Origin of the sequence: Paenarthrobacter sp. Z7-10 (assembly GCF_026932795.1) — a bacterium.
Taxonomy (GTDB): Bacteria; Actinomycetota; Actinomycetes; order Actinomycetales; family Micrococcaceae; genus Arthrobacter_M.
This window is the reverse complement of sequence record NZ_JADPVH010000036.1, coordinates 1-20611: the sequence shown is the minus strand read 5'-3', so window position 1 is coordinate 20611 and position 20611 is coordinate 1. Positions and strand designations below refer to the sequence as shown.

At 64.6% G+C, this 20611-nt stretch carries 21 protein-coding genes and 4 tRNA genes; 15 read left to right on the top strand and 10 right to left on the bottom strand.

Annotated features, from left to right (window positions below):
• Window positions 1-5: 5 nt before the first annotated feature.
• Together IV498_RS11900 and allB are read left to right on the top strand one after the other, a co-directional pair.
• Window positions 6-1199 carry a glycerate kinase gene (locus tag IV498_RS11900; protein WP_269046860.1) on the top strand — a complete coding sequence of 398 codons (1194 nt, stop codon included), beginning with the start codon at window positions 6-8 and terminating at the stop codon, window positions 1197-1199.
• Window positions 1192-2550: an allantoinase AllB gene (gene allB / locus IV498_RS11895; protein ID WP_269046858.1), complete on the top strand. Its 1359-nt coding sequence runs from the start codon at window positions 1192-1194 to the stop codon at window positions 2548-2550. Before IV498_RS11900 ends, allB begins: the two co-directional genes overlap by 8 nt.
• A 140-nt stretch (window positions 2551-2690) precedes the next feature.
• Here allB and IV498_RS11890 read toward each other — a convergent pair.
• The 3 genes from IV498_RS11890 to IV498_RS11880 form a co-directional block, all read right to left on the bottom strand.
• Window positions 2691-2765: transfer RNA gene (locus tag IV498_RS11890), tRNA-Val, on the bottom strand.
• A 45-nt stretch (window positions 2766-2810) separates the two neighbouring features.
• Window positions 2811-2881 (bottom strand) — tRNA-Cys (locus tag IV498_RS11885).
• Between the two features lie 65 nt (window positions 2882-2946).
• Window positions 2947-3018 (bottom strand) — tRNA-Gly (locus IV498_RS11880).
• Window positions 3019-3266: 248 nt separating this feature from the next.
• Between IV498_RS11880 and IV498_RS11875 the strand changes: the two genes are divergently transcribed.
• Window positions 3267-3341: transfer RNA gene (locus IV498_RS11875), tRNA-Val, on the top strand.
• Between the two features lie 152 nt (window positions 3342-3493).
• Here IV498_RS11875 and IV498_RS11870 read toward each other — a convergent pair.
• Genes IV498_RS11870 through IV498_RS11855 form a run of 5 tightly spaced genes read right to left on the bottom strand, consistent with a single transcriptional unit; the run spans window position 3494 to window position 6232 of the window.
• Window positions 3494-4681 carry a cation diffusion facilitator family transporter gene (locus tag IV498_RS11870; protein ID WP_442951344.1) on the bottom strand — a complete coding sequence of 396 codons (1188 nt, stop codon included), beginning with the start codon at window positions 4679-4681 and terminating at the stop codon, window positions 3494-3496.
• A 29-nt stretch (window positions 4682-4710) separates the two neighbouring features.
• Window positions 4711-5076, bottom strand: coding sequence for an ArsR/SmtB family transcription factor (locus tag IV498_RS11865; RefSeq protein WP_269046856.1), 366 nt, complete (start codon window positions 5074-5076; stop codon window positions 4711-4713).
• 12 nt (window positions 5077-5088) lie between these two features.
• Window positions 5089-5289, bottom strand: coding sequence for a GDCCVxC domain-containing (seleno)protein (locus IV498_RS18925; protein ID WP_330059540.1), 201 nt, complete (start codon window positions 5287-5289; stop codon window positions 5089-5091).
• Entirely contained in the window at window positions 5286-5885 is a 600-nt protein-coding gene (locus tag IV498_RS11860) for a GNAT family N-acetyltransferase (RefSeq protein WP_269046855.1), read from the bottom strand. The genes IV498_RS18925 and IV498_RS11860 overlap by 4 nt, the downstream gene beginning before the upstream one ends.
• Window positions 5882-6232, bottom strand: coding sequence for an ArsR/SmtB family transcription factor (locus IV498_RS11855; protein WP_269046853.1), 351 nt, complete (start codon window positions 6230-6232; stop codon window positions 5882-5884). The genes IV498_RS11860 and IV498_RS11855 overlap by 4 nt, the downstream gene beginning before the upstream one ends.
• A 104-nt stretch (window positions 6233-6336) precedes the next feature.
• On the opposite strand from IV498_RS11855, the gene arsB reads away from it, so the two are divergent.
• From arsB to IV498_RS11830, 5 genes are all read left to right on the top strand, one after another.
• Window positions 6337-7404, top strand: coding sequence for an ACR3 family arsenite efflux transporter (arsB, locus tag IV498_RS11850; protein ID WP_269046889.1), 1068 nt, complete (start codon window positions 6337-6339; stop codon window positions 7402-7404).
• 36 nt (window positions 7405-7440) lie between these two features.
• On the top strand, window positions 7441-7869 hold the full coding sequence (locus IV498_RS11845; RefSeq protein WP_269046851.1) for an arsenate reductase ArsC: 429 nt from the start codon (window positions 7441-7443) through the stop codon (window positions 7867-7869).
• A 106-nt stretch (window positions 7870-7975) separates the two neighbouring features.
• Window positions 7976-9370, top strand: a complete 1395-nt coding sequence (locus tag IV498_RS11840; protein WP_269046849.1) for an FAD-dependent oxidoreductase — start codon at window positions 7976-7978, stop codon at window positions 9368-9370.
• A gap of 293 nt (window positions 9371-9663) precedes the next feature.
• Window positions 9664-9891 carry an antitoxin gene (locus tag IV498_RS11835; protein ID WP_269046847.1) on the top strand — a complete coding sequence of 76 codons (228 nt, stop codon included), beginning with the start codon at window positions 9664-9666 and terminating at the stop codon, window positions 9889-9891.
• A gap of 232 nt (window positions 9892-10123) precedes the next feature.
• Window positions 10124-11332, top strand: a complete 1209-nt coding sequence (locus tag IV498_RS11830) for a benzoate/H(+) symporter BenE family transporter (protein WP_269046887.1) — start codon at window positions 10124-10126, stop codon at window positions 11330-11332.
• 94 nt (window positions 11333-11426) lie between these two features.
• Here the strand turns inward: IV498_RS11830 and zapE are convergent, their stop codons facing one another.
• Window positions 11427-12482, bottom strand: coding sequence for a cell division protein ZapE (zapE, locus tag IV498_RS11825; RefSeq protein ID WP_269046845.1), 1056 nt, complete (start codon window positions 12480-12482; stop codon window positions 11427-11429).
• Between the two features lie 248 nt (window positions 12483-12730).
• On the opposite strand from zapE, the gene IV498_RS11820 reads away from it, so the two are divergent.
• Both IV498_RS11820 and IV498_RS11815 read left to right on the top strand, forming a co-directional pair.
• The gene (locus tag IV498_RS11820; protein ID WP_269046843.1) at window positions 12731-13654 is read left to right on the top strand and encodes a sulfurtransferase; all 924 of its coding nucleotides are present in this window, start codon (window positions 12731-12733) and stop codon (window positions 13652-13654) included.
• Window positions 13655-13721: 67 nt separating this feature from the next.
• On the top strand, window positions 13722-14168 hold the full coding sequence (locus IV498_RS11815) for a SufE family protein (RefSeq protein WP_269046841.1): 447 nt from the start codon (window positions 13722-13724) through the stop codon (window positions 14166-14168).
• A gap of 96 nt (window positions 14169-14264) precedes the next feature.
• Here IV498_RS11815 and IV498_RS11810 read toward each other — a convergent pair whose 3' ends face one another.
• Window positions 14265-15566: an alpha/beta hydrolase gene (locus tag IV498_RS11810; RefSeq protein ID WP_269046839.1), complete on the bottom strand. Its 1302-nt coding sequence runs from the start codon at window positions 15564-15566 to the stop codon at window positions 14265-14267.
• A 262-nt stretch (window positions 15567-15828) separates the two neighbouring features.
• Between IV498_RS11810 and IV498_RS11805 the strand changes: the two genes are divergently transcribed.
• The 5 genes from IV498_RS11805 (at window position 15829) to IV498_RS11785 (ending at window position 20430) form a co-directional block, all read left to right on the top strand.
• The gene (locus IV498_RS11805) at window positions 15829-16323 is read left to right on the top strand and encodes a hypothetical protein (RefSeq protein WP_269046837.1); all 495 of its coding nucleotides are present in this window, start codon (window positions 15829-15831) and stop codon (window positions 16321-16323) included.
• 40 nt (window positions 16324-16363) lie between these two features.
• Window positions 16364-16804, top strand: a complete 441-nt coding sequence (gene msrB, locus IV498_RS11800) for a peptide-methionine (R)-S-oxide reductase MsrB (protein WP_269046835.1) — start codon at window positions 16364-16366, stop codon at window positions 16802-16804.
• 343 nt (window positions 16805-17147) lie between these two features.
• Window positions 17148-18542, top strand: coding sequence for a DUF6421 family protein (locus IV498_RS11795; RefSeq protein ID WP_442951343.1), 1395 nt, complete (start codon window positions 17148-17150; stop codon window positions 18540-18542).
• A 17-nt stretch (window positions 18543-18559) separates the two neighbouring features.
• On the top strand, window positions 18560-19291 hold the full coding sequence (locus IV498_RS11790; RefSeq protein ID WP_269046833.1) for an SDR family NAD(P)-dependent oxidoreductase: 732 nt from the start codon (window positions 18560-18562) through the stop codon (window positions 19289-19291).
• A gap of 41 nt (window positions 19292-19332) precedes the next feature.
• Window positions 19333-20430 (top strand): threonine aldolase family protein, encoded by a 1098-nt coding sequence (locus IV498_RS11785; RefSeq protein WP_269046883.1) that lies wholly within the window; start codon window positions 19333-19335, stop codon window positions 20428-20430.
• The last annotated feature ends 181 nt before the right edge of the window (window positions 20431-20611 follow it).

The following is a 20611-nucleotide window of genomic DNA, read 5'->3' as shown; positions in this document are numbered from 1 at the left end:
CCACGATGCGCATCATCATAGCTCCGGACAAATTCAAGGGCTCGCTGTCGGCTCCGGACGTGGCCGCCCACCTGGAGATCGGGCTCCGGTCCGTGCTGTGCGGCCTTGAGGTGGAGCGCATTCCGGTGGCCGACGGCGGCGAAGGAACCCTCGACGCCGCCGTCGGCTCTGGCTACACCCGCAAAACGGTGACCGCCACCGGCCCTACCGGCCGCCCGCTCGCCGCCGACTTCGCCGTACGCGGCACCGAAGCGGTGATCGAGATGGCCACCGCCTCCGGATTGGCCGTGCTTCCCGGTGGCCGCGCGGACGCGCTCGGCGCCACCAGCCGCGGAACAGGTGAGCTGATCCGAGCCGCATTGGACGCCGGCTGCACGGACATCGTGCTCGGCGTCGGCGGCAGCGCATGCACCGATGGCGGCGCTGGGCTGCTGGCTGGCCTCGGCGCAAGGATGCTCGACGGCGTCGGCCGGGAATTGCCCGGCGGCGGGGGCGCGCTGGCCCGGATCGAGACGGTGGATTTCGCCCGGCTCGACCCGCGGCTGACCACAGCACGCTTCATCCTGGCCAGCGATGTGGACAACCCACTGTTGGGGCCCAACGGCGCCGCGGAAATTTTCGGCCCGCAAAAAGGCGCCTCCCCTGACGACGTGCGCGCACTGGAACATGGGCTGGAATGCTTCTTCCGGATCCTGGCCAATGAGCTTGGCAGTGCCGCCGTCGAAGCCGAGAACGCCGCCGGAGCCGGCGCCGCAGGCGGCGTCGGGTACGCGGCCCTTGCGGTCCTGAACGCGCTCCGCCGTCCCGGGATCGACGTCGTACTCGGCTTCACCGCGCTGGAAGACCGGATCCGCGGCGCGGACCTGGTGATCACCGGCGAAGGCAGCCTGGACGAGCAGAGCCTGGGCGGAAAGACCCCGATGGGAGTGGCCCGCGCCGCAGCACGCGCCGGCGTTCCGGTGATCGCAGTCTGCGGCCGCACTACCCTCGATCCGGGCAGCCTGCTCCACGCCGGCTTCGCCCGAACATACACTTTGACCCAACTGGAACCAGACATTTCCTCCTGCATGGCCGACGCCGGCAACCTGCTGGTCCAGCTCGGAGCAAAAATGGGCACCGAACTTGACGAATGTGCTCTCCCACACTCAATGACACGATATGGAAACCACCAACCAAGCCAGGGAGCAGCACATGCCTGAAGTCACCGACCCGACCTTCGACCTGGTCATTCGCGGCCGGCGGATTCTCACCAACGCGGGTATCGTGGCCGGCGAAGTGGGCGTGCGCCACGGCGTCATAGCCGCCATTGAGCCACTGGGCAGCGGCCTCACCGGCACCGACGTGCTTGAGCTGGCCGACGAGGAAACGCTGATCCCCGGGCTGGTGGACACCCACGTGCACATCAATGAACCCGGACGCACCGATTGGGAGGGCTTTGCCTCCGCAACCCGGGCCGCGGCGGCCGGCGGCGTGACAACCCTGATCGATATGCCCCTGAACTCCATCCCGCCCACCACCACCGTGGACGCCCTTAAGCTCAAGCGCAGCGTCGCCGAAGACCAGGCCTTCGTGGACGTCGGCTTCTGGGGTGGCGCCATTCCGGGAAACAAGGATGACCTCCGTCCGCTGCACGACGACGGCGTCTTCGGCTTCAAGTGCTTCCTGCTGCACTCGGGCGTGGACGAATTCCCGCAGCTGGAAGCCGATGAGATGGAGGAGGATATGGCGGAGCTGAAGTCCTTCGACTCTTTGATGATTGTCCACGCGGAAGATTCCCGGACCATCGACCGCGCTCCGTCGGCCGGCGGAGACCACTATGACCGGTTCCTCGCGTCCCGCCCCCGCGGCGCCGAAAACGTTGCCATCGCCGATGTCATCGAACGCGCGCGCCGGACCGGCGCCCGCGCCCACATCCTGCACCTGTCGTCGTCGGACGCGCTGCCCATGATCGCCAGCGCCAAACGCGATGGCGTGCGGCTCACGGTGGAAACCTGCCCGCATTACCTGACCCTGATGGCGGAAGAGATCCCCAACGGCGCTACCGCGTACAAGTGCTGCCCGCCCATCCGGGAAGCCGCCAACCGGGAGATGCTCTGGCAGGGCCTGCAGGACGGCACCATCGACTGCATCGTTTCCGACCACTCCCCCAGCACGCTGGATCTGAAGGACCTGGAAAACGGTGATTTCGCGGTCGCCTGGGGCGGCGTTTCCTCGCTGCAGCTGGGACTGTCCCTGATCTGGACCGAAGCCCGACAGCGAGGAATCGCCCTCGAACAGGTCATCTCCTGGATGTCCACCCGCCCGGCGGAACTGGTCCAGCTCCCCCGCAAGGGCCAGCTCGCCCTGGGCTTCGACGCCGACTTTGCCATCTTCGCCGCCGACGACGCTTACGTCGTCGACGTGACCAAACTCAAGCACAAGAACCCGATCACACCCTATGACGGCAAGTCGCTCTTGGGCGTGGTGCGCAAAACGTATCTCCGCGGCGCTCCGGTCGATGGCCGGACCCCAACGGGGAAACTGCTGCGGCGCGGCGGGATCGAGGTGTAGCAGGCGCTGGGCGGCCCTGACGGCCGGCTTCGCCTTGCGTCGGGTCGAGGTGTAGCAGTCGCTGGGCGTGCCTGTCGGCTTCGACTGGGTCCGTTGCGGCAACAAAAAGGCAGCTTCCGCAGGGAAGCTGCCTTTTTTCGTGGTGGGCGATACTGGGATCGAACCAGTGACCTCTTCCGTGTCAGGGAAGCGCGCTACCGCTGCGCCAATCGCCCAAATCAGCACCATAATCTGGCAAAACAAGTACCGTCGCACAGATGAGGTGGGAACGGGATTCGAACCCGTGTACGCGGCTTTGCAGGCCGCTGCCTCGCCTCTCGGCCACCCCACCGTGTCCACTGACCGACTGTACCGACAAGTCGGTACTATCCGGAAAACGTTCGACAGTTTCCTGCGAGCGGATGACGAGATTCGAACTCGCGACCCTCACCTTGGCAAGGTGATGCTCTACCACTGAGCCACATCCGCAGAAGGAACGGGATTTTAAACTTCATATCCTGATTCCAACTCCTCCTTTCGGGGAAGTTTTCGTCGTGTTCCTGCGATAAAAAACTTTACCCAAGGATTGGGGATTCGCCAAATCCTTGCTTTGCGGGGTGGACTCCTGCAGCCGCGGCCGGGCGTCGGTCAGCGGCAGATTATGAACAGGGCTCGGAATCGGCTACGATTTTCAAGCAACGCACGGTGCGGTCGCGAAATTGCGGCAGCATCCAAGCGGGCGATTGGCGCAGTGGTAGCGCGCTTCGTTCACACCGAAGAGGTCACTGGTTCGAACCCAGTATCGCCCACCAGTAAACGACAGGCCAAAGGCACTTTTCCGAAAGGAAAAGTGCCTTTCCTGCATCCAACGTCCTATCTGCAGCGATCGCTCCGCTGCCATAACCGCGCTGGGCGCCCAAAGCGATGCGCCCGCCGGATGGCAGCCTGCAGCAAAGATGACCGGTCATCCCTGCGTGGGAAGCTCCGATATGCGATCTTCTGCAACCTGCCCTGCGGAGGCGGCAGTGGCGCTGATGGACATGTCGTCTAAATTGGGCAGGGCCTGCTTGAGGCGGTGTCGGGCCAGCTCAACGGTCGCCTCGCCGGCGGAGATCGACGTATCCGCGAGCCGGATTGTGGCGGTCCCCTGGAGACGGTGACCGATCCAGCGCAGTTGCACGGAGGGGACGGCCAGCACGCCCGGTGTTTGGCTTAGCTCCGTTTGGGCGCGGTCCAGGATTTCAGGTTCGATGCCGTCCATCAGCCGCCGACCGATGCTGCGGACAGTTCCCCACAGCAGAATGACGATCGCGACAGCGATGAGGAGTCCGACAAGCGGGTCGGCCAGCGGGAAGCCGAGCCATACCCCAATGACGCCCAGGACCACGGCCAGGGAGGTGAAGCCATCGATACGCGCGTGCACGCCGTCGGCGACCAAAGCTGCAGACCCTATCTTCCGGCCGATGCGGATCCTGTAGATGGCTACGCCTTCGTTGCCGGCGAAGCCAACCAGACCGGCCACGGCTACCCACAACAGGCTGTGCAGGGGCTGGGGGTGGAGAAGTCGATCGACGGACTGCCAGCCGGCAATGATTGCGGAGAGCGCGACGACGGCGACGATGAACAGTCCCGCGAGGTCTTCGGCCCGGCCGTAGCCATAGGTGTAGCGCCGGGTCGCGGCCCGGCGGGAGAGAATGAACGCGATCCAAAGCGGAACCGCGGTCAGCGCGTCGGAAAAGTTGTGGATGGTGTCGGCCAGCAACGCCACTGAGCCACTGAAGAGCACCACGATGAATTGCACAATGGTGGTGCCCAGCAGCAGGAAGAGGCTGATTTTGACCGCCCGGACACCCTGTTCGCTGGCTTCAAGCGCGTCATCGATGGAATCGGCGGCGTCGTGGCTGTGCGGAACGAACAAGCCGTAAAAGAAACCCCTAATCCCCGAAGGGTGTTCATGGAAGTGGCCATGGCCGTCGTCATGGCCATGCTCATGGGAGCGGCCATGCTCATGGGAGTGGCCATGATCATGTCCGTCGCCGTCGTCGTGGCTGCGGCCATGGCCGTCGTCGTGACCGTGGCCGCTGCTGAGGCGGTCGGCCCCCACCTGATCGGCGCCGTCGTCGTAATCGTCGTCGTTTTCGTGGATGTTCACGCTTCCGTGGCGGTGATTCCCGTCGCTGTTCATGCTTTGCCCGTGCTTTCGGCGTGGTGGTGGCGGGGAATGCCACCGAGGGAGTGTTCGGCCTGGAAGATGGCGTCCGTGACCAGCTGGCGGGCATGCTCGTTCTCCAGCCGGTAGAAGACCCGGGTGCCTTCTTGCCGCGTCGTCACCAGACGTCCGAGCCGCATTTTCGCCAAATGCTGAGACACTGCCGCGGGGGATTTCCCGATGGACTCGGCCAGGGCGCTGACCGGCTGTTCACCGTCCTTCAAAGCGAGAATTATGCGTACCCGGGTTGCGTCGGCGAGCATGCTGAAGATTTCCACAGCCAGTTCCACATATTGACCGTCCGGTTCCCGCCCACATACCGCGTTATCTGCATCCATACGCACATTGTTTCACATGGGTGTTTGCAGCGGCGGACATGCGGCGTCGCCATAGGAGCAAAAGACGCAGCAGTCCCCCGGCAACGGTTTGCTGGTGCCACCGCACGCTTCACAACGGTAGAAATACACGCACGCGTCTTCCGGCATGTCCCGCAGTTCCCGATTCCCGCAGTCCGGGCAGGTCAGGGTGCTGGTCAACTGCAGGCCGCTCATCGCGCAGCGGTTCTATGGACGTCCCGCTGAATCGAATCCACGAAGTGTGGCCCGGCGCCTGCTAAGTTTCCGGCGCCTATTAAAGTGCTGCGGCGTTCCATCAGAACAGTGTCCCGCCATAATCCTGCATAGGGGCCGAGGTTCGTGCGGGCGATCCGTTCGCGGGTACCGATGACCCGGAATCCCTGTCCCAGGTGCAGACCGATGCTGGCCGTGTTTTCGGGGAAGATGCCCGACTGGATGGTCCAAATCCCGGCCTCCTCCGTTGATCGAGCGAGTGCCTTCAGCAGGAGCTTGCCGACGCCGTGGCCGCGGGATCCTTCGTCAACGTAGATGGAATGCTCGACGACGCCGGCATAGACAGTGCGGGTGGAGACCCGGGTGACCGCTGCCCAGCCAACTACCTGACCCGCAGCGTCAATGGCCGCCAGACGGTGCCCCGGGAGGCGCGAGGCGTTGAACTGGTGCCAGGTGGGCGGCGATGTTTCAAAGGTGGCGTTACCGGTGATGATGCCCTGGCGGTAAATCCGCTCCACCTCCGGCCAGTGCGCCTCCACCAGGTTCCGGACGACGACGTCCGCTGCCGCCGCAGTCACGGTGCGGTCAGCAGGGCCGCAGCCCGGTCCAGGGCTCCGGGCACGAGCGAGTAGTACGCCCAGGTTCCACGTTTATCGCGGTCCAGCAGGCCGGCGTCGACCAGGATTTTCAGGTGGTGGGAAACGGTGGGTTGCCCCAGGTCCAGGGGCTCAGTCAAGTCGCAGACGCAGGCTTCGCCGCCAGCGCTGGCCCGGACGATGGACAGCAGCCGGAGCCGGTTGGGGTCACCCATGGCCTTAAACACCAGAGCCCGTTTTTGTGCCTCGGCCGCGTCGAGGACGTCGGTACCGGACGGGGTGCAACAGACGTCGACGACGGGCGGTTCAAGGGACTGCACAACGCTCATAGGTCCATTATGCATCAAGATTGACATCCATCGATATACCCGAAGATACTTAGATATCGAAATTCGTCAATCCAGCCCGTCCTGGGCTCAGGAGAATCGTGAGCATAGAAGTACCCCAAGCTGCCGGCCAAGCCGCTGTCGCCGGGCGCCTTTCCACCCTTGATCGTTTCCTGCCGGTCTGGATCATTGCCGCGATGGCCGCTGGCCTGCTGCTGGGCAGATTCATCCCGGGGCTGAACACCGCCTTGGATGCGGTGAAGGTGGGCTCGGTCTCGCTGCCGATCGCGGTCGGTTTGCTGGTGATGATGTACCCGGTGTTGGCCAAGGTCCGCTACAACGAAACCCGCCGGGTGACCGGGGACCGGAAGCTGCTGGTCACATCCCTGGTGCTGAACTGGGTCCTGGCACCCGCGTTCATGTTCGCCCTCGCCTGGATTTTCATCCCCGACCTGCCGGACTACCGCACCGGACTGATCATTGTCGGGTTAGCCCGGTGCATCGCCATGGTGCTGATTTGGAACGACCTGGCCTGCGGGGACCGCGAAGCCGCCGCCGTGCTGGTCGCCATCAACTCAGTGTTCCAGGTCCTCGCCTTCGGCGCCATGGGCTGGTTCTACCTCCAGGTTCTGCCCGGCTGGCTGGGGCTGCCGACGACGAGCGCCGGCTTTTCATTCTGGGCCGTCACGGCGTCGGTACTGATTTTCCTGGGCATCCCGCTGCTGGCTGGCTTTCTCACCCGCACCGTCGGCGAAAAAGCGCGGGGACGCGCCTGGTACGAGGGAACATTCCTTCCCAGGCTGGGCCCGTGGGCGCTGTACGGACTGCTGTTCACCATCGTCGTCCTGTTTGCCTTGCAGGGCCGGACCATTACCTCACGGCCGCTGGACGTGATCCGCATCGCGGTGCCGCTGCTGGTGTACTTTATTGTCGTTTTCGGCGCCGGCATGGTGGTTGGCCGGTTCCTGAGTCTGGGGTATGCGAAAACCACGACCTTGGCGTTCACCGCGGCGGGGAACAACTTTGAACTCGCCATCGCGGTGGCTATCGGCACCTTCGGTGTGACATCCGGGCAGGCGCTGGCCGGCGTCGTCGGACCCTTGATCGAGGTCCCGGCCCTGGTTGCTCTCGTCTACGCCGCGCTCTGGGCCCGCGGACGCTACTTTACTCACTAACCAGCGACCAATTCCTGACTCGAGGAGCAAGCAGCAATGAGCACCACCGAAACCGTGAAGCGGCCTTCCGTCCTGTTCGTCTGCGTCCACAACGCCGGGCGTTCGCAGATGGCCGCCGCCTATCTCACTTCGCTGTCCAAGGACGCGATCGAGGTCCGCTCCGCCGGCTCCGAACCGGCCGATCGGGTCAATCCGGCCGCGGTGCAGGCCATGGCCGAGGAGGGGATCGACATGTCCGCCGAAATTCCCAAGGTCCTCACCATCGAAGCGGTGAAGGAGTCCGACGTCGTCATCACCATGGGCTGCGGGGATACCTGCCCAATCTTCCCCGGCAAACGCTACGAGGACTGGGCGTTTGAGGACCCGGCAGGCCAAGGCGTGGACGCCGTCCGGCCGATCCGGAACGATATCAAATCCCGGATTGAGACGCTGGTCTCCGAACTCCTCCCTGCCACCTTCGCCTAAGTCCACGATGGCAGACGGAAGGAGATGGTCGGGGTGGAAACCGAATGCCCAACCCAACCCTTTCTCAAGGGACAGCGGATTTCTGGATCAGAACGGAAAGCAGATCATGCCGGCACTTACTGAGCTCCCCGTCGTCGTCGTCGGTGCCGGACCCGTCGGATTGGCCGCGGCTGCCCACCTGCTCGAAAACGGACTGACGCCCCTTGTCCTGGAGGCCGGCAGCGGACCCGGGATGGCGGTGCAGGCCTGGGGCCACACCCGACTGTTCTCCCCGTGGCGGTACAACCTCGACGCCGCGGCGGTGCGCCTGCTCGAACCCACTGGATGGGTGCCGCCGCGCCTGACAGCTTTGCCCACCGGGACCGAGCTCGTCACCGGTTACCTGGAACCGCTGGCCGCCACTGCCCAGCTGGCACCGCTCATTCGGACCGGGACCACCGTCGTCGCCGTCACCCGTCAGGGCATGGACAAAACACATTCCAAGCGGCGCGATGAGACGCCATTCCTGGTCCGGACCCGGAACACAGACGGCACGCTGACCGACATCCTGGCACGGGCCGTCATCGACGCCTCCGGCACCTGGAACACTCCCAACCCACTCGGTCAGGCCGGGCTGACCGCCGTCGGCGAGCGCGAGGCCGGCACCCGCATCACCGCGCCCCTGCCCGACGTTCTTGGAGTTGACCGCGGGACTTTCGCCGGCAGGCACGTCCTGGTGGTCGGTGCCGGCCACTCCGCCGCCAACATCCTGCTCGCCCTGGGTGAACTGGCCCGTGCGGAACAGGGAACCCGGATCAGCTGGGCCGTCCGCGGGCCAGCCGTTACCCGGCTCTATGGCGGCGGAGACCTCGACGGACTGCCGGCCAGGGGAATGCTGGGGACCAGGCTGCGCAAACTTGTTGAAACCGGCATTGTTGACCTGCACACCGCCTTCAGCATCACCGGCTTGGTCGCAGACAGTTCCGGGCTGGCTGTTCAGGGCAGCACCCCTGCCGGGGAGCGTGTCCTGAGCGTGGATGTCCTGATCCCCGCCACCGGATTCCGTCCGGACCTGGACATTGTCAGGGAAATCCGGCTGGAGTTGGACCCCGGGCTAGAGGCGCCCAGGCAATTGGCACCGCTGATTGACCCGGAATTCCACTCCTGCGGCACCGTTCCGGCGCACGGGGCCAAGCTGTTGGCGCACCCGGAGAAAGACTTCTACATCGTGGGTATGAGGTCCTACGGCCGGGCCCCGACCTTCCTGTTGGCAACCGGCTACGAACAGGTCCGGTCCATCGCCGCAGCTCTGGCCGGTAACCAGGAGGCCGCGGACCGGGTGCAGCTCGAACTGCCCGAAACAGGAGTTTGCTCCACTGACACCGGCCCCAGCTGCGGCGCCCCGGCTGCCGGAACAGAGGAAGAGTCCGCGTGCTGCGCTGCGCCGGAACCGGTCTTAGTTGGCTTCCCAACCGGGCTCCTGCACGGACGCTACGGCGACACTGAGGCAGCCGGCGACTGAGCCGCCCCGCCCCCACCGCCGCCGTCCGCCCCACCGCCCTGCCACCACCGCCGCCGTCCGCTTCACCGTCCTGCCACCACCGCCGCCGTCCGCTTCACCGTCCTGCCGCCGTCGTCTTCCGTCCCCACCGCCGGTCTCCCGCACCGCCGTCGTCGTCCGCCTTCCCCCACCCGGAGTACCACAACGGAACTGCCGGTTTAAGCCCTTGGAAAAACGCTTGGAATGCCCCGCCGATGCGATTAGGCTTTTCTCCAGCGGAGCGAGATGGCTCCCCAGAGGGAAGGGAGGTGCCCGTGTCTATATTTGACGACATCAAGGGCAAGGCCACGGATCTGATCACCCACAACGAAGCGGCCCTGAAGAATGGCATCGGCAAGGCTGGCGATTTCATCGACAGCAAGACCGGTGACAAGTTCAAGGACCGGATCGAGAGCGTTCAGAACGCTGCCGGAAACTTCGTTGACCACCACAGTGGCACCCGTAACGCCACTGGGGAAAGGTCCGTGGACGAGCAGGCTTAGCCGCTCCCTTGCCCTGGATTTGAGTCAAAGGGGCGCTGGTCCTGCCGCGAGGCAGTACCAGCGCCTTTGACGTTTAAACGCCCTTCCAGCTCCTCCGTCCGTGCGGCTGCAACCCTGGGTGACCGGCAGTTTAGCCTTGAGATAGAGACCTTCCCTCCGTTACCCCTTTGGAGTCTGTGTGCCCGCCGAAGCCACCCCGCCGAACAGCCGGGCCGCACCCGTTGATACTGACTTGGACGACGCTGCTGCGGAGACAGAGCCGGAGGGCATTTCCCGCCCAATAGTGGCCGGGATTGTGACGGCTCTGGTGGGCTTCACCTCCTCCTTCGCCGTGGTCCTGGCCGGCTTGCGCGCGGTCGGTGCCACGGATGGACAGGCTGCCTCCGGTCTGCTGGCGCTCACGGTGACCTTCAGCATCGGCGTGCTGCTGATTTCCTGGCGGACCAAGCTTCCTGTCACATTGGCCTGGTCCACACCGGGCGCGGCGCTGCTGGTCAGCACCGGGGCGGTCGACGGCGGCTGGCCGGCGGCCGTCGGCGCGTTCCTGGCGGTGGGGGTGCTGATAATCCTGACCGGATTGATCCCCGCCCTAGGCTCGCTGCTCGGCCGGATACCGGTGGCGTTGGCGCAGGCCATGCTCGCCGGCGTCCTGCTTTCGCTGTGCCTGGCCCCATTTCGAGCCTTGGGGTCGACGCCCCTGCTGGTGGCACCGGTCCTGCTGTCCTGGCTGCTGATGATGAAACTGGCATCGCGCTGGGCGGTACCCGTTGCGCTGGGCGTTGCGCTCCTGGTGATTGGTACCTATCTGGTGCTGACCGGGACAAGCGTGCCGACCGGATCCCTTGTTCCCCACCTGCAGTGGACTACCCCAGCCTTCAGCTGGCAGGCCATGGCCGGCATCGCCGTGCCGTTGTTCATTGTCACCATGGCCTCGCAGAACGTTCCGGGAGTGGCGGTGCTGAAGTCCTTTGGATTTACCACCCCGTGGCGGGCTTCCATGCTGGTCACCGGCGTCGGGACCGTGGCCGGAGCAGGGTTCGGCGGTCACGCGATTAACCTGGCCGCACTCAGCGCTGCGCTGGCGGCCGGCGACGAAGCCGGACAGAACCGGCACCGGCGGTGGATCGCCGCCTTCAGCTCGGGCTGGGCCTACCTGGTTCTGGCTGCTGCCTCCGCGGCACTGGTAACCGTCGTCGCCGCCGCTCCATCCGGCCTGGTGGAAGCGGTGGCCGGACTGGCGTTGCTGTCAACCTTGGCCGCCGCCATCTCTGCGGCTCTGGAGCAGCCGCAGGAACGCATTGGCGCGGCCATCACCTTCCTGGTGGCGGCTTCCGGGCTGAGCTTTGGTGGCATCGGAGCCGCCTTCTGGGCGTTGCTGGCAGGCCTCGTGGTGCGCTGGCTGCTGGTCCCCAGAATCCCAAGAGAACCCGAACCCAGCTGAGCCCCTTCGGCGCCTTGGCAGCCTACCTCCTTGCCTCCTTGACGCCTTAGCTCCTTGGCAGCTGGGACAGCCCGCTGCTCCTGAACCAGATCGGTCAGCTCGGTTCGTGGTTCTGCCCCTCACGCACCAGCGCGGTGAGCCTGGAAACTGCCCGGTAGTACTTCTTCAGGTATCCGCCGGCCATCATTTCCGGGGTGAACAGAGCGTCAAATGGCACCCCGCTGGCCAGGATCGGAATATCCGAGTCATACAGCCGGTCGGCCAGGACCACGAAGCGAAGGGCCACCGACTGTTCCGTTATGGTGTGCACGTTGCGCCACACCACGCCGTCGATCCCCTTTATCAGCTGCCGGTACCGGCTTGGATGCACGCCGGCCAGATGGTCAATCAGGGTGCCGAAGTCATCCACGGCGACCGTCTTGTCGCCGGAATCACCGGAGGAGCCAAATTCCTTCTTCATGGCCCTGTCGAGGTCACTGTTGGCCAGCGGCGACGGCGGGGTGGGCAGTCCGCGGTGGCGGTAATCATCGCCGTCAATGCGGACCACCTCGAACTGGTCCGCCAGCACCTGGATCTCGCGCTGAAAGTCCACAGCCGCGAACCGGCCCTCCCCCAGGGACCCGGGCAACGTATTGGACGTGGCGGCCAGTTTGACCCCGGCGTCGGCCAGTTCGCGCATCAGCCGGGACATCAGAACGGTGTCGCCCGGATCGTCAAGTTCAAACTCATCAATACAGACCAGCTTGTAGGCGCTCAGAGCCTCAACCGTTTTACGGAATGAAAGAGCGCCCACCAGGTTCGTGTACTCCACAAAGGTTCCGAAGGCCTTGGGCCCGGGCGCCGCGTGCCAAAGCGAGGCCAGCAGGTGCGTCTTTCCGACGCCAAAACCGCCGTCCAGGTAGAACCCGGCACGGCTGGGCGGCTTCTTGGCTCCAAAGAATTTCCGCAGCCCGGTGGGTTCCGGGGTGCGAATGGATTCGGAGAAATGTTCCAGCGCCCTGACCGCCGCGGCCTGCGACGGCTGCGCTGGATCAGGTCGATAACTGGCAAAGGAGACAGAGCCGAACCGCGGCGATGGGTAAAAACCCTTCAGCAGTTCATCCACCGTTACTGCGGGCGTCCGGGCGGCGAGCTGCTCAAGCTGTAGCAAAGAAGGGTTCCGATCGTTTTCCGACGTGAGGAGGAAGGCGCCGGTGGCGCACATCCAGAATACCGCCATCTCCGGGCTGGCTGCGGCACGGCGAACCACAGGCCACCGCCGGATTAGCACCTGAAGAAGGCCCACCCGGCTTGGATGTTTCCCCAAGTTAACACCCCGGGAAGCTTTGCCCGGCCCGGATGGTTAGGCTGAAAGGGATGGACTTGACGGAACACGCTTACGGAACGAGAAGGGGCATCATGGACGTTGCTGCAGAGACCAATGAGAAGTTCGCCGCCTACGCACATCCGGAGCGGCTGGTTTCCACCCAGTGGCTGGCCGACGCATTGGCGGGAGACAGTGGCCCCTCCACCTCAGGATCCCTGGTCGTGGTCGAGTCGGACGAAGACGTGCTGCTCTATGAGACCGGCCACATTCCAGGCGCCGTCAAGGTGGACTGGCACACCGACCTGAACGACGAGGTGACCCGCGACTACGTTGATGGCGACGCCTTTGCCCGACTGGCGTCGTCGAAAGGAATCTCCCGCGATTCCACCGTCATCATCTATGGCGACAAGTCGAATTGGTGGGCGGCCTACGCGCTGTGGGTTTTCACGCTTTTTGGCCACGAGGATGTCCGGCTGCTCGACGGCGGACGGGACAAGTGGATTGCCGAGGGCCGGGAGATCAGCACCGAAACCTCCAGCACTGTTCCGGCCGATTACCCGGTTGCCGAGCGTAATGATGCTCCGATCCGGGCCTTCAAGGACGACGTCCTGGCGCATTTGGGCAAGCCTCTGATCGATGTCCGCTCTCCCGAGGAGTACACCGGGCAGCGCACGCACATGCCGGCCTATCCGCAGGAGGGCGCCATGCGCGGCGGGCACATCCCGACGGCGGCATCCATTCCGTGGGGCCGCGCCGCAGCCGAAGACGGAACCTATCGCAGCCGGGAGGAGCTCGAGGCGCTGTATCTGGGCGAAGCCGGACTAAAGCCCGGGGACGACGTTGTGGCGTACTGCCGCATCGGCGAGCGGTCCAGCCACACTTGGTTCGCGCTGAAGTACCTGTTGGGCTTCGATTCCGTGCGCAACTATGACGGCTCCTGGACCGAGTGGGGCAACGCGGTACGGGTACCCATCGCCAAAGGCACCGAACGCGGCGAAGTTGCTTCGGCCTCATAGGACGACGACGGAGGCAGGCAGTGCGCGGAACTAAACGGCGCAACAAATCAGCAGTAGGCTGGATTGGATGACTACATATGCCTTGCCCGCCGCGCTGGCGGAGATCGTTGACGACTTTCAGGCGCTGACCGAGCCGGACCGCCTGCAGTTGCTGCTGGAATTTTCCCGGGAACTACCGGCCTTGCCGGAGCGCCTGCAGGATCATCCTGAGCTGTTGGAACAGGTGGTTGAATGCCAGACGCCGCTGTTTCTGACAGTTGAAACCGAAGAAAGTGAAGGCGGCGAGGTGGTCCGGCTGTATTTCCGGGCCCCCGCTGAGGCTCCGACAACGCGGGGGTTCGCCGGCGTGCTGCACGAAGGGCTGGACGGACTCAGCGCAGCAGAGATTTTGGCGGTGCCGGACGAAATGCCCGATCTGCTGGGGCTCACCCGCGCCATCACGCCACTGCGGATGCGCGGCATGAGCGCCATGCTGGGCCGGATCAAGCGCAAGGTTGCCGCCGTCTCGCACTGAGGCCGCCCGGCACTGCACTGCCGCTGACTGCATGATGAGGCCACCCGCCGGCGCCGCACCTCAGCGCTTGCATGACGGTCGCTGAATCGACTGCGTCTAGTCAGGCAGCACGGCATCGCGGGGCAGTTCGTAACTGCCCAGCCGCGGCCCCAGCCACTGCTTCACCACCGCGTCCCAGCGCTCCGGATCCACGTTCCATTCCTTGGTGTGGCGGGCACGGCTGAAGGGTTCGAAGGTCACCATTTCCGGGTTTCGTTCGGCGAGTTCGGCCGATGGGCCGTAGGGCACAAATTCGTCATCGACGCTGTGGATGATCAAGGTGGGCGTGCGCAGTTCCACCGCCCGGCTCACCCAGTCCATGCTCTTCAGGTCGACGGCGGCGGCAAGTCCGGTGATGCGACGCCCCAACGGGTGGCTGAGCATGAGCTGGCCGTACTTGCCCACGGCCGCGGGAATCTTGTTCAGCTCCGCATGGTGGGCCAGTACATCGACCCAGTTAATTACTGGAGCATCCAGCACCAGCGCCAGGATCCGGTTGCGGTGCGAGCTTCGATCGGCCGTCTGCAGCGAAATTGCCCCGCCCATCGAATAGCCGAACAGCACAACATCCTTGGCACCATACTCAAGGGCAAATTCGATGGCGGCCTCCACGTCCGCCCACTCCGTCACACCGAGGCCGTAGCGGCCGTCACCGGCGGCGGGAGCATCGCCGTCGTTCCGATAAGACATCACCAGACTGTTCAGACCCAGCTCGCGGGCCGTCCGAACCGCCCGAAGTCCCTCATTGCGGGTGGCGCCGCGGCCGTGCACCAGAATGGCCCAAGTGCCAAGTGCCGGCTCCGCGCGGATCAGCCAGGCCGGCGCTGGACCATCGGGGAGATGAATGCTGACATCTTCGCAGGCCAGGCCCAGCTCGGCAGGGGTATCGAAAACGGCCCCGCTCCACCAGCCACGCTTGGCGGACGCCAGATCACCCGCCAGCACCTTCTCCACATCGCGCATGACGGTGCCTTCACGCGGCACATAGGAGCGGATGGCGCCTATCACCGCATGGCCGGCGCCACCATCAAAAAACAGACTGTAGGTTCCTTCCACCGTGGTGTCCTCATTCGCGGGCAGAATAACGCGAAGCTCGTGTCCGTGCCGAACCACCGCGAGAATCGCGAGATCCTGCTCCCGAACCCGAGCCGGCGTGACCACGCGGCGGGCAAAATGCGCGGCGAGTGCCGACGTCGCGGTGAGTGCAACGGAAGCGGCACCGGCTCCGAGCACAACGCCCAGCGCGGTCCATTTGGCCCAGGAGCCAGCCTGCCGCGGAATCCCACCAACGCCGCGGCGCACCGGAATAAGCCTCTCTGACGAAGCGGGCATCCGGTGGGGGCGTGCGGTGCTGACCATGGTCCCATTGTTCCCATTGCTGTGGACCACGTCGAGCGGCGCACCGTGTTGGACGCGGAAAAGCCCTCCGACCACCCTTGGCACACGCAATCGGGGCCCACCGTGCACGGGGCCCCGGCAGGGTCCACGCCAGGGCACCCAGCAGGGTCCACGCCAAGGCACCTTAGTGCGAGCGCTATGGGCGCCCTGGACACAAAGCACCGGAACGAGGCACATTCAGAACACAGACACTTTGGCCCATCGCACCGCATAGGCTTATGCCATGACTGACGCAATCATCATCCTGACCGAGGAACCCTTGGGCGACATTGACGCCGCCAATGTCGCCCAGCTCTACGACGCTGGAGAGGACGTGGAGCTGGTGGTGATTGTCGCGGCCGATACCAAGCGCAATCTGTTGGTGGACGTCGTCGACCAGCTCACCCTGTTGGACCTGCCGGGGGCGCTGCGCGGACTGCGGGAAAAGGCACCCAATGCGGCAACGGCGCGCGCCGGTGCCACCGCCACCCTGGAGGCATCCCTTGCCGTTCTGCAGCGGGCCGGCGCAAGAGCGTCCGGCAAAGTGGTGGATGGCAGCGCGGTAAACGCCTTGGTGGCCGAGGTACAGGCGCGCGACGTCCGCCAAGCCGTTGTGGTCACCCGTCCCCACGTGCTGGCGGATACCTTCCACCAGGACTGGGCCAACCAGGCGCAGGGCAAGCTCGGCCTTCCGGTGCTGCATTTGTACTCCGGCTCGGGATTTATTGGCGATTCGTAGCAGCCGGGATTTATTGGCCGCGTCCGGACGTTATGCCGATATGAGCCATCAACAACGTGAAGAAGTGAATCAGGCCAGCGCAGCTTCGGTGGTCAAGACCGACGAGCAGTGGCGCGACGAACTCACCCCTGCCGAATACCAGGTGCTGCGGCAGTCCGGAACCGAGCGCCCCTATACGGGCGAGTACTGGGACAGCCACGCAGAGGGTGTCTACCAGTGCCGCGCGTGCGGAACTGAGCTCTTCACCAGCAAAGAGAAATTCGACTCGCATTGCGGGTGGCCCTCGTTCTGGGCGCCGCTGGCGGGCGGGAACGTGAAATACATCCACGATCGCACCATGGGCATGGACCGGGTGGAGGTGCGCTGCGGCAATTGCGACTCGCACCTGGGGCACGTTTTCGAGGGTGAGGGATACGACAACCCCACCGACCAGCGATTCTGCATAAACTCTGTGTCGCTGAAGTTGGTGTCGGCCAGCTGATCCCCGCCCACCCGGTGGTTGTGGTGTCAGCCAGCTGATCCCCGCCCGCTGCCGTTCCTAGATGCCCGGTCGGCTGATCGCCAGCCCCTCCGGCCGCCCAAGTACGGCGCCCTGAACCGGAAGATTGCTGCACCCTCAACACGGCGGTGCTGCCCAGCCATCACGATGCTGAGGCAGCGCCGCTCTTCATTGTCATCGAGACTAAGATTTGCTGACGCTTAGGAATATGGCAGGTAAGTTTTACTGTTCTATTGGTACGCTCGAAAAGCCGGAGACGCCTACCGGTGATCGACATTCCGCACTTCGCGCAGCTTTCCTGCCGTCCCCTAGAAAGGTCTTTCCCGTGACCGAGACGCTTTCCACCTTCCGACCCGCCAGCACCGCAGACCTGGTGGCCAGCGAACCATGGCGCGCGCTCAAGGCCGCCGCGACCGCCCTGCAGGCCCTCCAAGTCAAGGACGGTTCGGTCCCGGAGCAGACGGACCATGAAGCTGCGGGCGCCCTCATCGCCACCATCACCAACTCCATCCAAGCCTTGACCCTCCATTTCCCACATGACGCAGATTATTTGCAGCTGCTGGTGCAGGACTTCGAACGCTGGTCCGGGGAAGGCCTGGGAGTTCCCGACTTCCTGGATTCGCTGCTGGCTTTCCAGCCGCAGAAACAGCGGATCAACGGGCTGACGCACCTGGTGGTTTTCCCGATGTACACCCAGAACGGGAGCACCAACCGCCTCGTGGAGGCAGTCCTGATCGAGGTGGTCTGGCCCGAGTTCGTTGCCGAACTCGAGGCCGGCGATTACTCCAACAAGCTTTTTGTTCCGATCCGGTTTCTCGACTTCACGCCCGGGTATGACACGAATGCCGCCGTGCTCTTTCCGGAAAGTGTCGCCGTCCGGGAGACCCCGACGTTCACTTGGGGCGCCATCTTCGCGGACCGGGAGGCCGCGCGCTTCCGCCGCGTGCTTCGGTCCGCAGCAGCCATAACGTCCCTTGAACTGCCTGCCGACGCCGCGGAGCTGCTTGACGACCAGAAGCTGGCGCAGGAGACCTTTGTGATGTGGGACTTGATCCACGACCGCACTCACATGCGTGGGGACCTGCCTTTTGATCCGTTTATGATCAAGCAGCGGATGCCGTTTTTCCTTTACTCCCTGGAGGAGCTGCGCTGCGATCTCACCGCCTTCCGCGAGTCTGTCAAGCTGGAGCACGACGACGACGCCTCCCCCGAGGCGCGCAGGCACGCCAAATTGGTCCAGTACGCCGTCATCTTCGACCGGATTTTCCGCTTCGCCATCACCGGCACCAGGGTCCGCAACTACGACGGGCTGGGCGGCCAGCTCCTGTTCGCCTGGATGCACCAGCATCATGTACTGCACTGGACGGACACTAAGCTGTCCATCGACTGGGCCGAGGTTCCCGAAGTAGTCATCGCCCTGGGCAAGGAAATCGAGGAGCTGTACTGGCGTTCCATCGACCGGCCCAAGACGGCACATTGGCTCGCCGCCTATAAGTTGGTCTCGGCCACCGTCACCCCGCATCCGGCCTCCGTTTGGGCCAAGGGCCCGGCCGCACTGCCGGTGGACGGCGCTCCGCGCGGGCTGACGGACCAGGTCCTGGACGACGAATTTCCGCTTTCCATGTTCTTCGAGGCGCTGGAAAAGAAGATGCGTCCGGTGATCGAATCCACCGCCGGCATCACAGCCGAAAGTCCAGACCTTGCTCCGGCTGGCCAGTGATGTCCGCCGCAGCCCCAATGACCACTGAAGAAGCCCGCCGGGACCAAAGCGCGGACGCGACCAAAGGGCTGACCATCCTGATTGCCGGTGGCAGCAGCGCGGCCGGCATTGCGGGGGCCCGCGCATTTACCCAGGCTGGGCATCGGGTGATCTCGGTCGGCTCCGATGGCGGTCGGATTGCAGCGGCCGTAGCGGGCATCCCCGGAGCCACAGGCTTGGTCTGCGACTTGGCCGATCCGGACAGCGTCAGTCTCCTGGCTGATCAGGTGCATGACCAATTCGGACTTGTCGACGGGCTGGTGCACCTGGTGGGAGGGTGGCGCGGCGGAGACGGCATCGCCGGACAGTCGGATGTGGACTGGGACTTCCTGCAGCGCAATGTGCTCACCACCTTGCGCAACACCAGCCGGACGTTCTACCCCGACTTGGCAGCCTCCGTCACTGGCCGGTTGTCCATCGTTTCCAGCACCGCTGTGAGCCGGCCGACGGCGGGCAACGCCAACTATGCCGCCGTCAAGGCCGCGGCGGAAGCGTGGGTCCTCGCCGTAGCCGACGGCTTTGCAGTTGACGGCAGCAGGGCAGCCGCCGTCATACTGGCAGTCAAGGCTTTGGTGTACGACGGCATGCGCGCCGCAGCCCCTCAACGCAACTTCCCCGGCTTCACGGACGTCAAACGACTGGCCGAAGAAGTGGCAGGCCTCTTTGCACGACCGGCCGCCGAGCTCAACGGCAGCCGCATCATCCTCTAGAAAAAGGCGAACCCGCTCCAGTGACCAACACGGCAAACACCCTGACGGAAAGCTCCCCTGCGCCCGCAGCGTCCTCTGCGGACACCAATGCCTCCGGACGGCTGCATGATCCAGCCGTCCGCGGCTTCGCTTCGGACAACTACTCCGGCGTCCACCCGGAGATACTGGCTGCCCTGGCGGCGGCCAACGACGGCCACCAAGTTTCCTATGGGGAGGATGTCTACACCAGCCGCCTGCAGGAAGTGATGGCCGGCCATTTCGGCGCTGAGGTGGATGTCTTCCCCGTTTTCAACGGCACCGGGGCAAACGTGCTGAGCCTGCAGTCGCTGCTGCCCCGCTGGGGTGCTGTGGTGTGCGCCCGGACGGCGCACATCAATATGGATGAAAATGGCGCTCCGGAGCGCGTTGGCGGGATGAAACTGCTGGCCGTTGCCGCGCCGGACGGCAAACTGACTCCCGAGCTGATTGACCAGGAGGCGTGGGGCTGGGGCGACGAGCACCGGGCGCAGCCGCTGGCCGTCTCGATTACCCAGACCACAGAACTTGGCACGTGCTACACCCCTGCGGAAGTAGCCGCGATCGCCGACCACGTCCATGCCAAGGGGATGAGGCTGCACATGGATGGCGCCCGGCTGGCCAACGCAGCCGCCCACTTGGGCCAGCCGCTGCGTGCCTTCACCTCCGATGCGGGCGTGGACGTACTGTCCTTCGGCGGAACCAAAAACGGCCTGATGTACGGCGAGGCCGTCGTCGCCCTGAATCCCGAGGCTACAGCGGGCCTAAAGTACCTGCGCAAAATGAATATGCAGCTCGCCTCGAAGATGCGCTTCATTTCGGCTCAGTTCATCGCCCTGCTGGAAGGCGATCTGTGGCTGCGCTCCGCCTCCCATGCGAATGCGATGGCGGCACGGCTGCGGGCTGGAGTTGAAGGGATCGACGGCGTCAGCTGCACCCAGCCGACGCAATCCAACGGAGTCTTCGCCATTTTGCCGGAAGGATCAGCCGACAGGCTTCGGGAGTCCTTCCGGTTCTACGATTGGGACGAAGCGGCCCGCGAAGTGCGCTGGATGTGCTCGTTCGACACCACCGAGGCGGACATTGACGCCTTCCTGAGCGCGATCCGGAGCGAATTGGCCTGATCCCCGCCCTTTGCCCACTGCAGCGCCCGGTCGATGGGCAGGGCGAGTTCTAGCGAACGTTGCAACACCCCCGACTAATCGGGAGTTGCAGCACCCATGGAATCAGCAGCAGTAAGTAGTTCATCGTTTTTGGGGAAGGGTTCGTCTTTTACGCAAGGGTCGGGTTTCCCGGTCAGGTCAC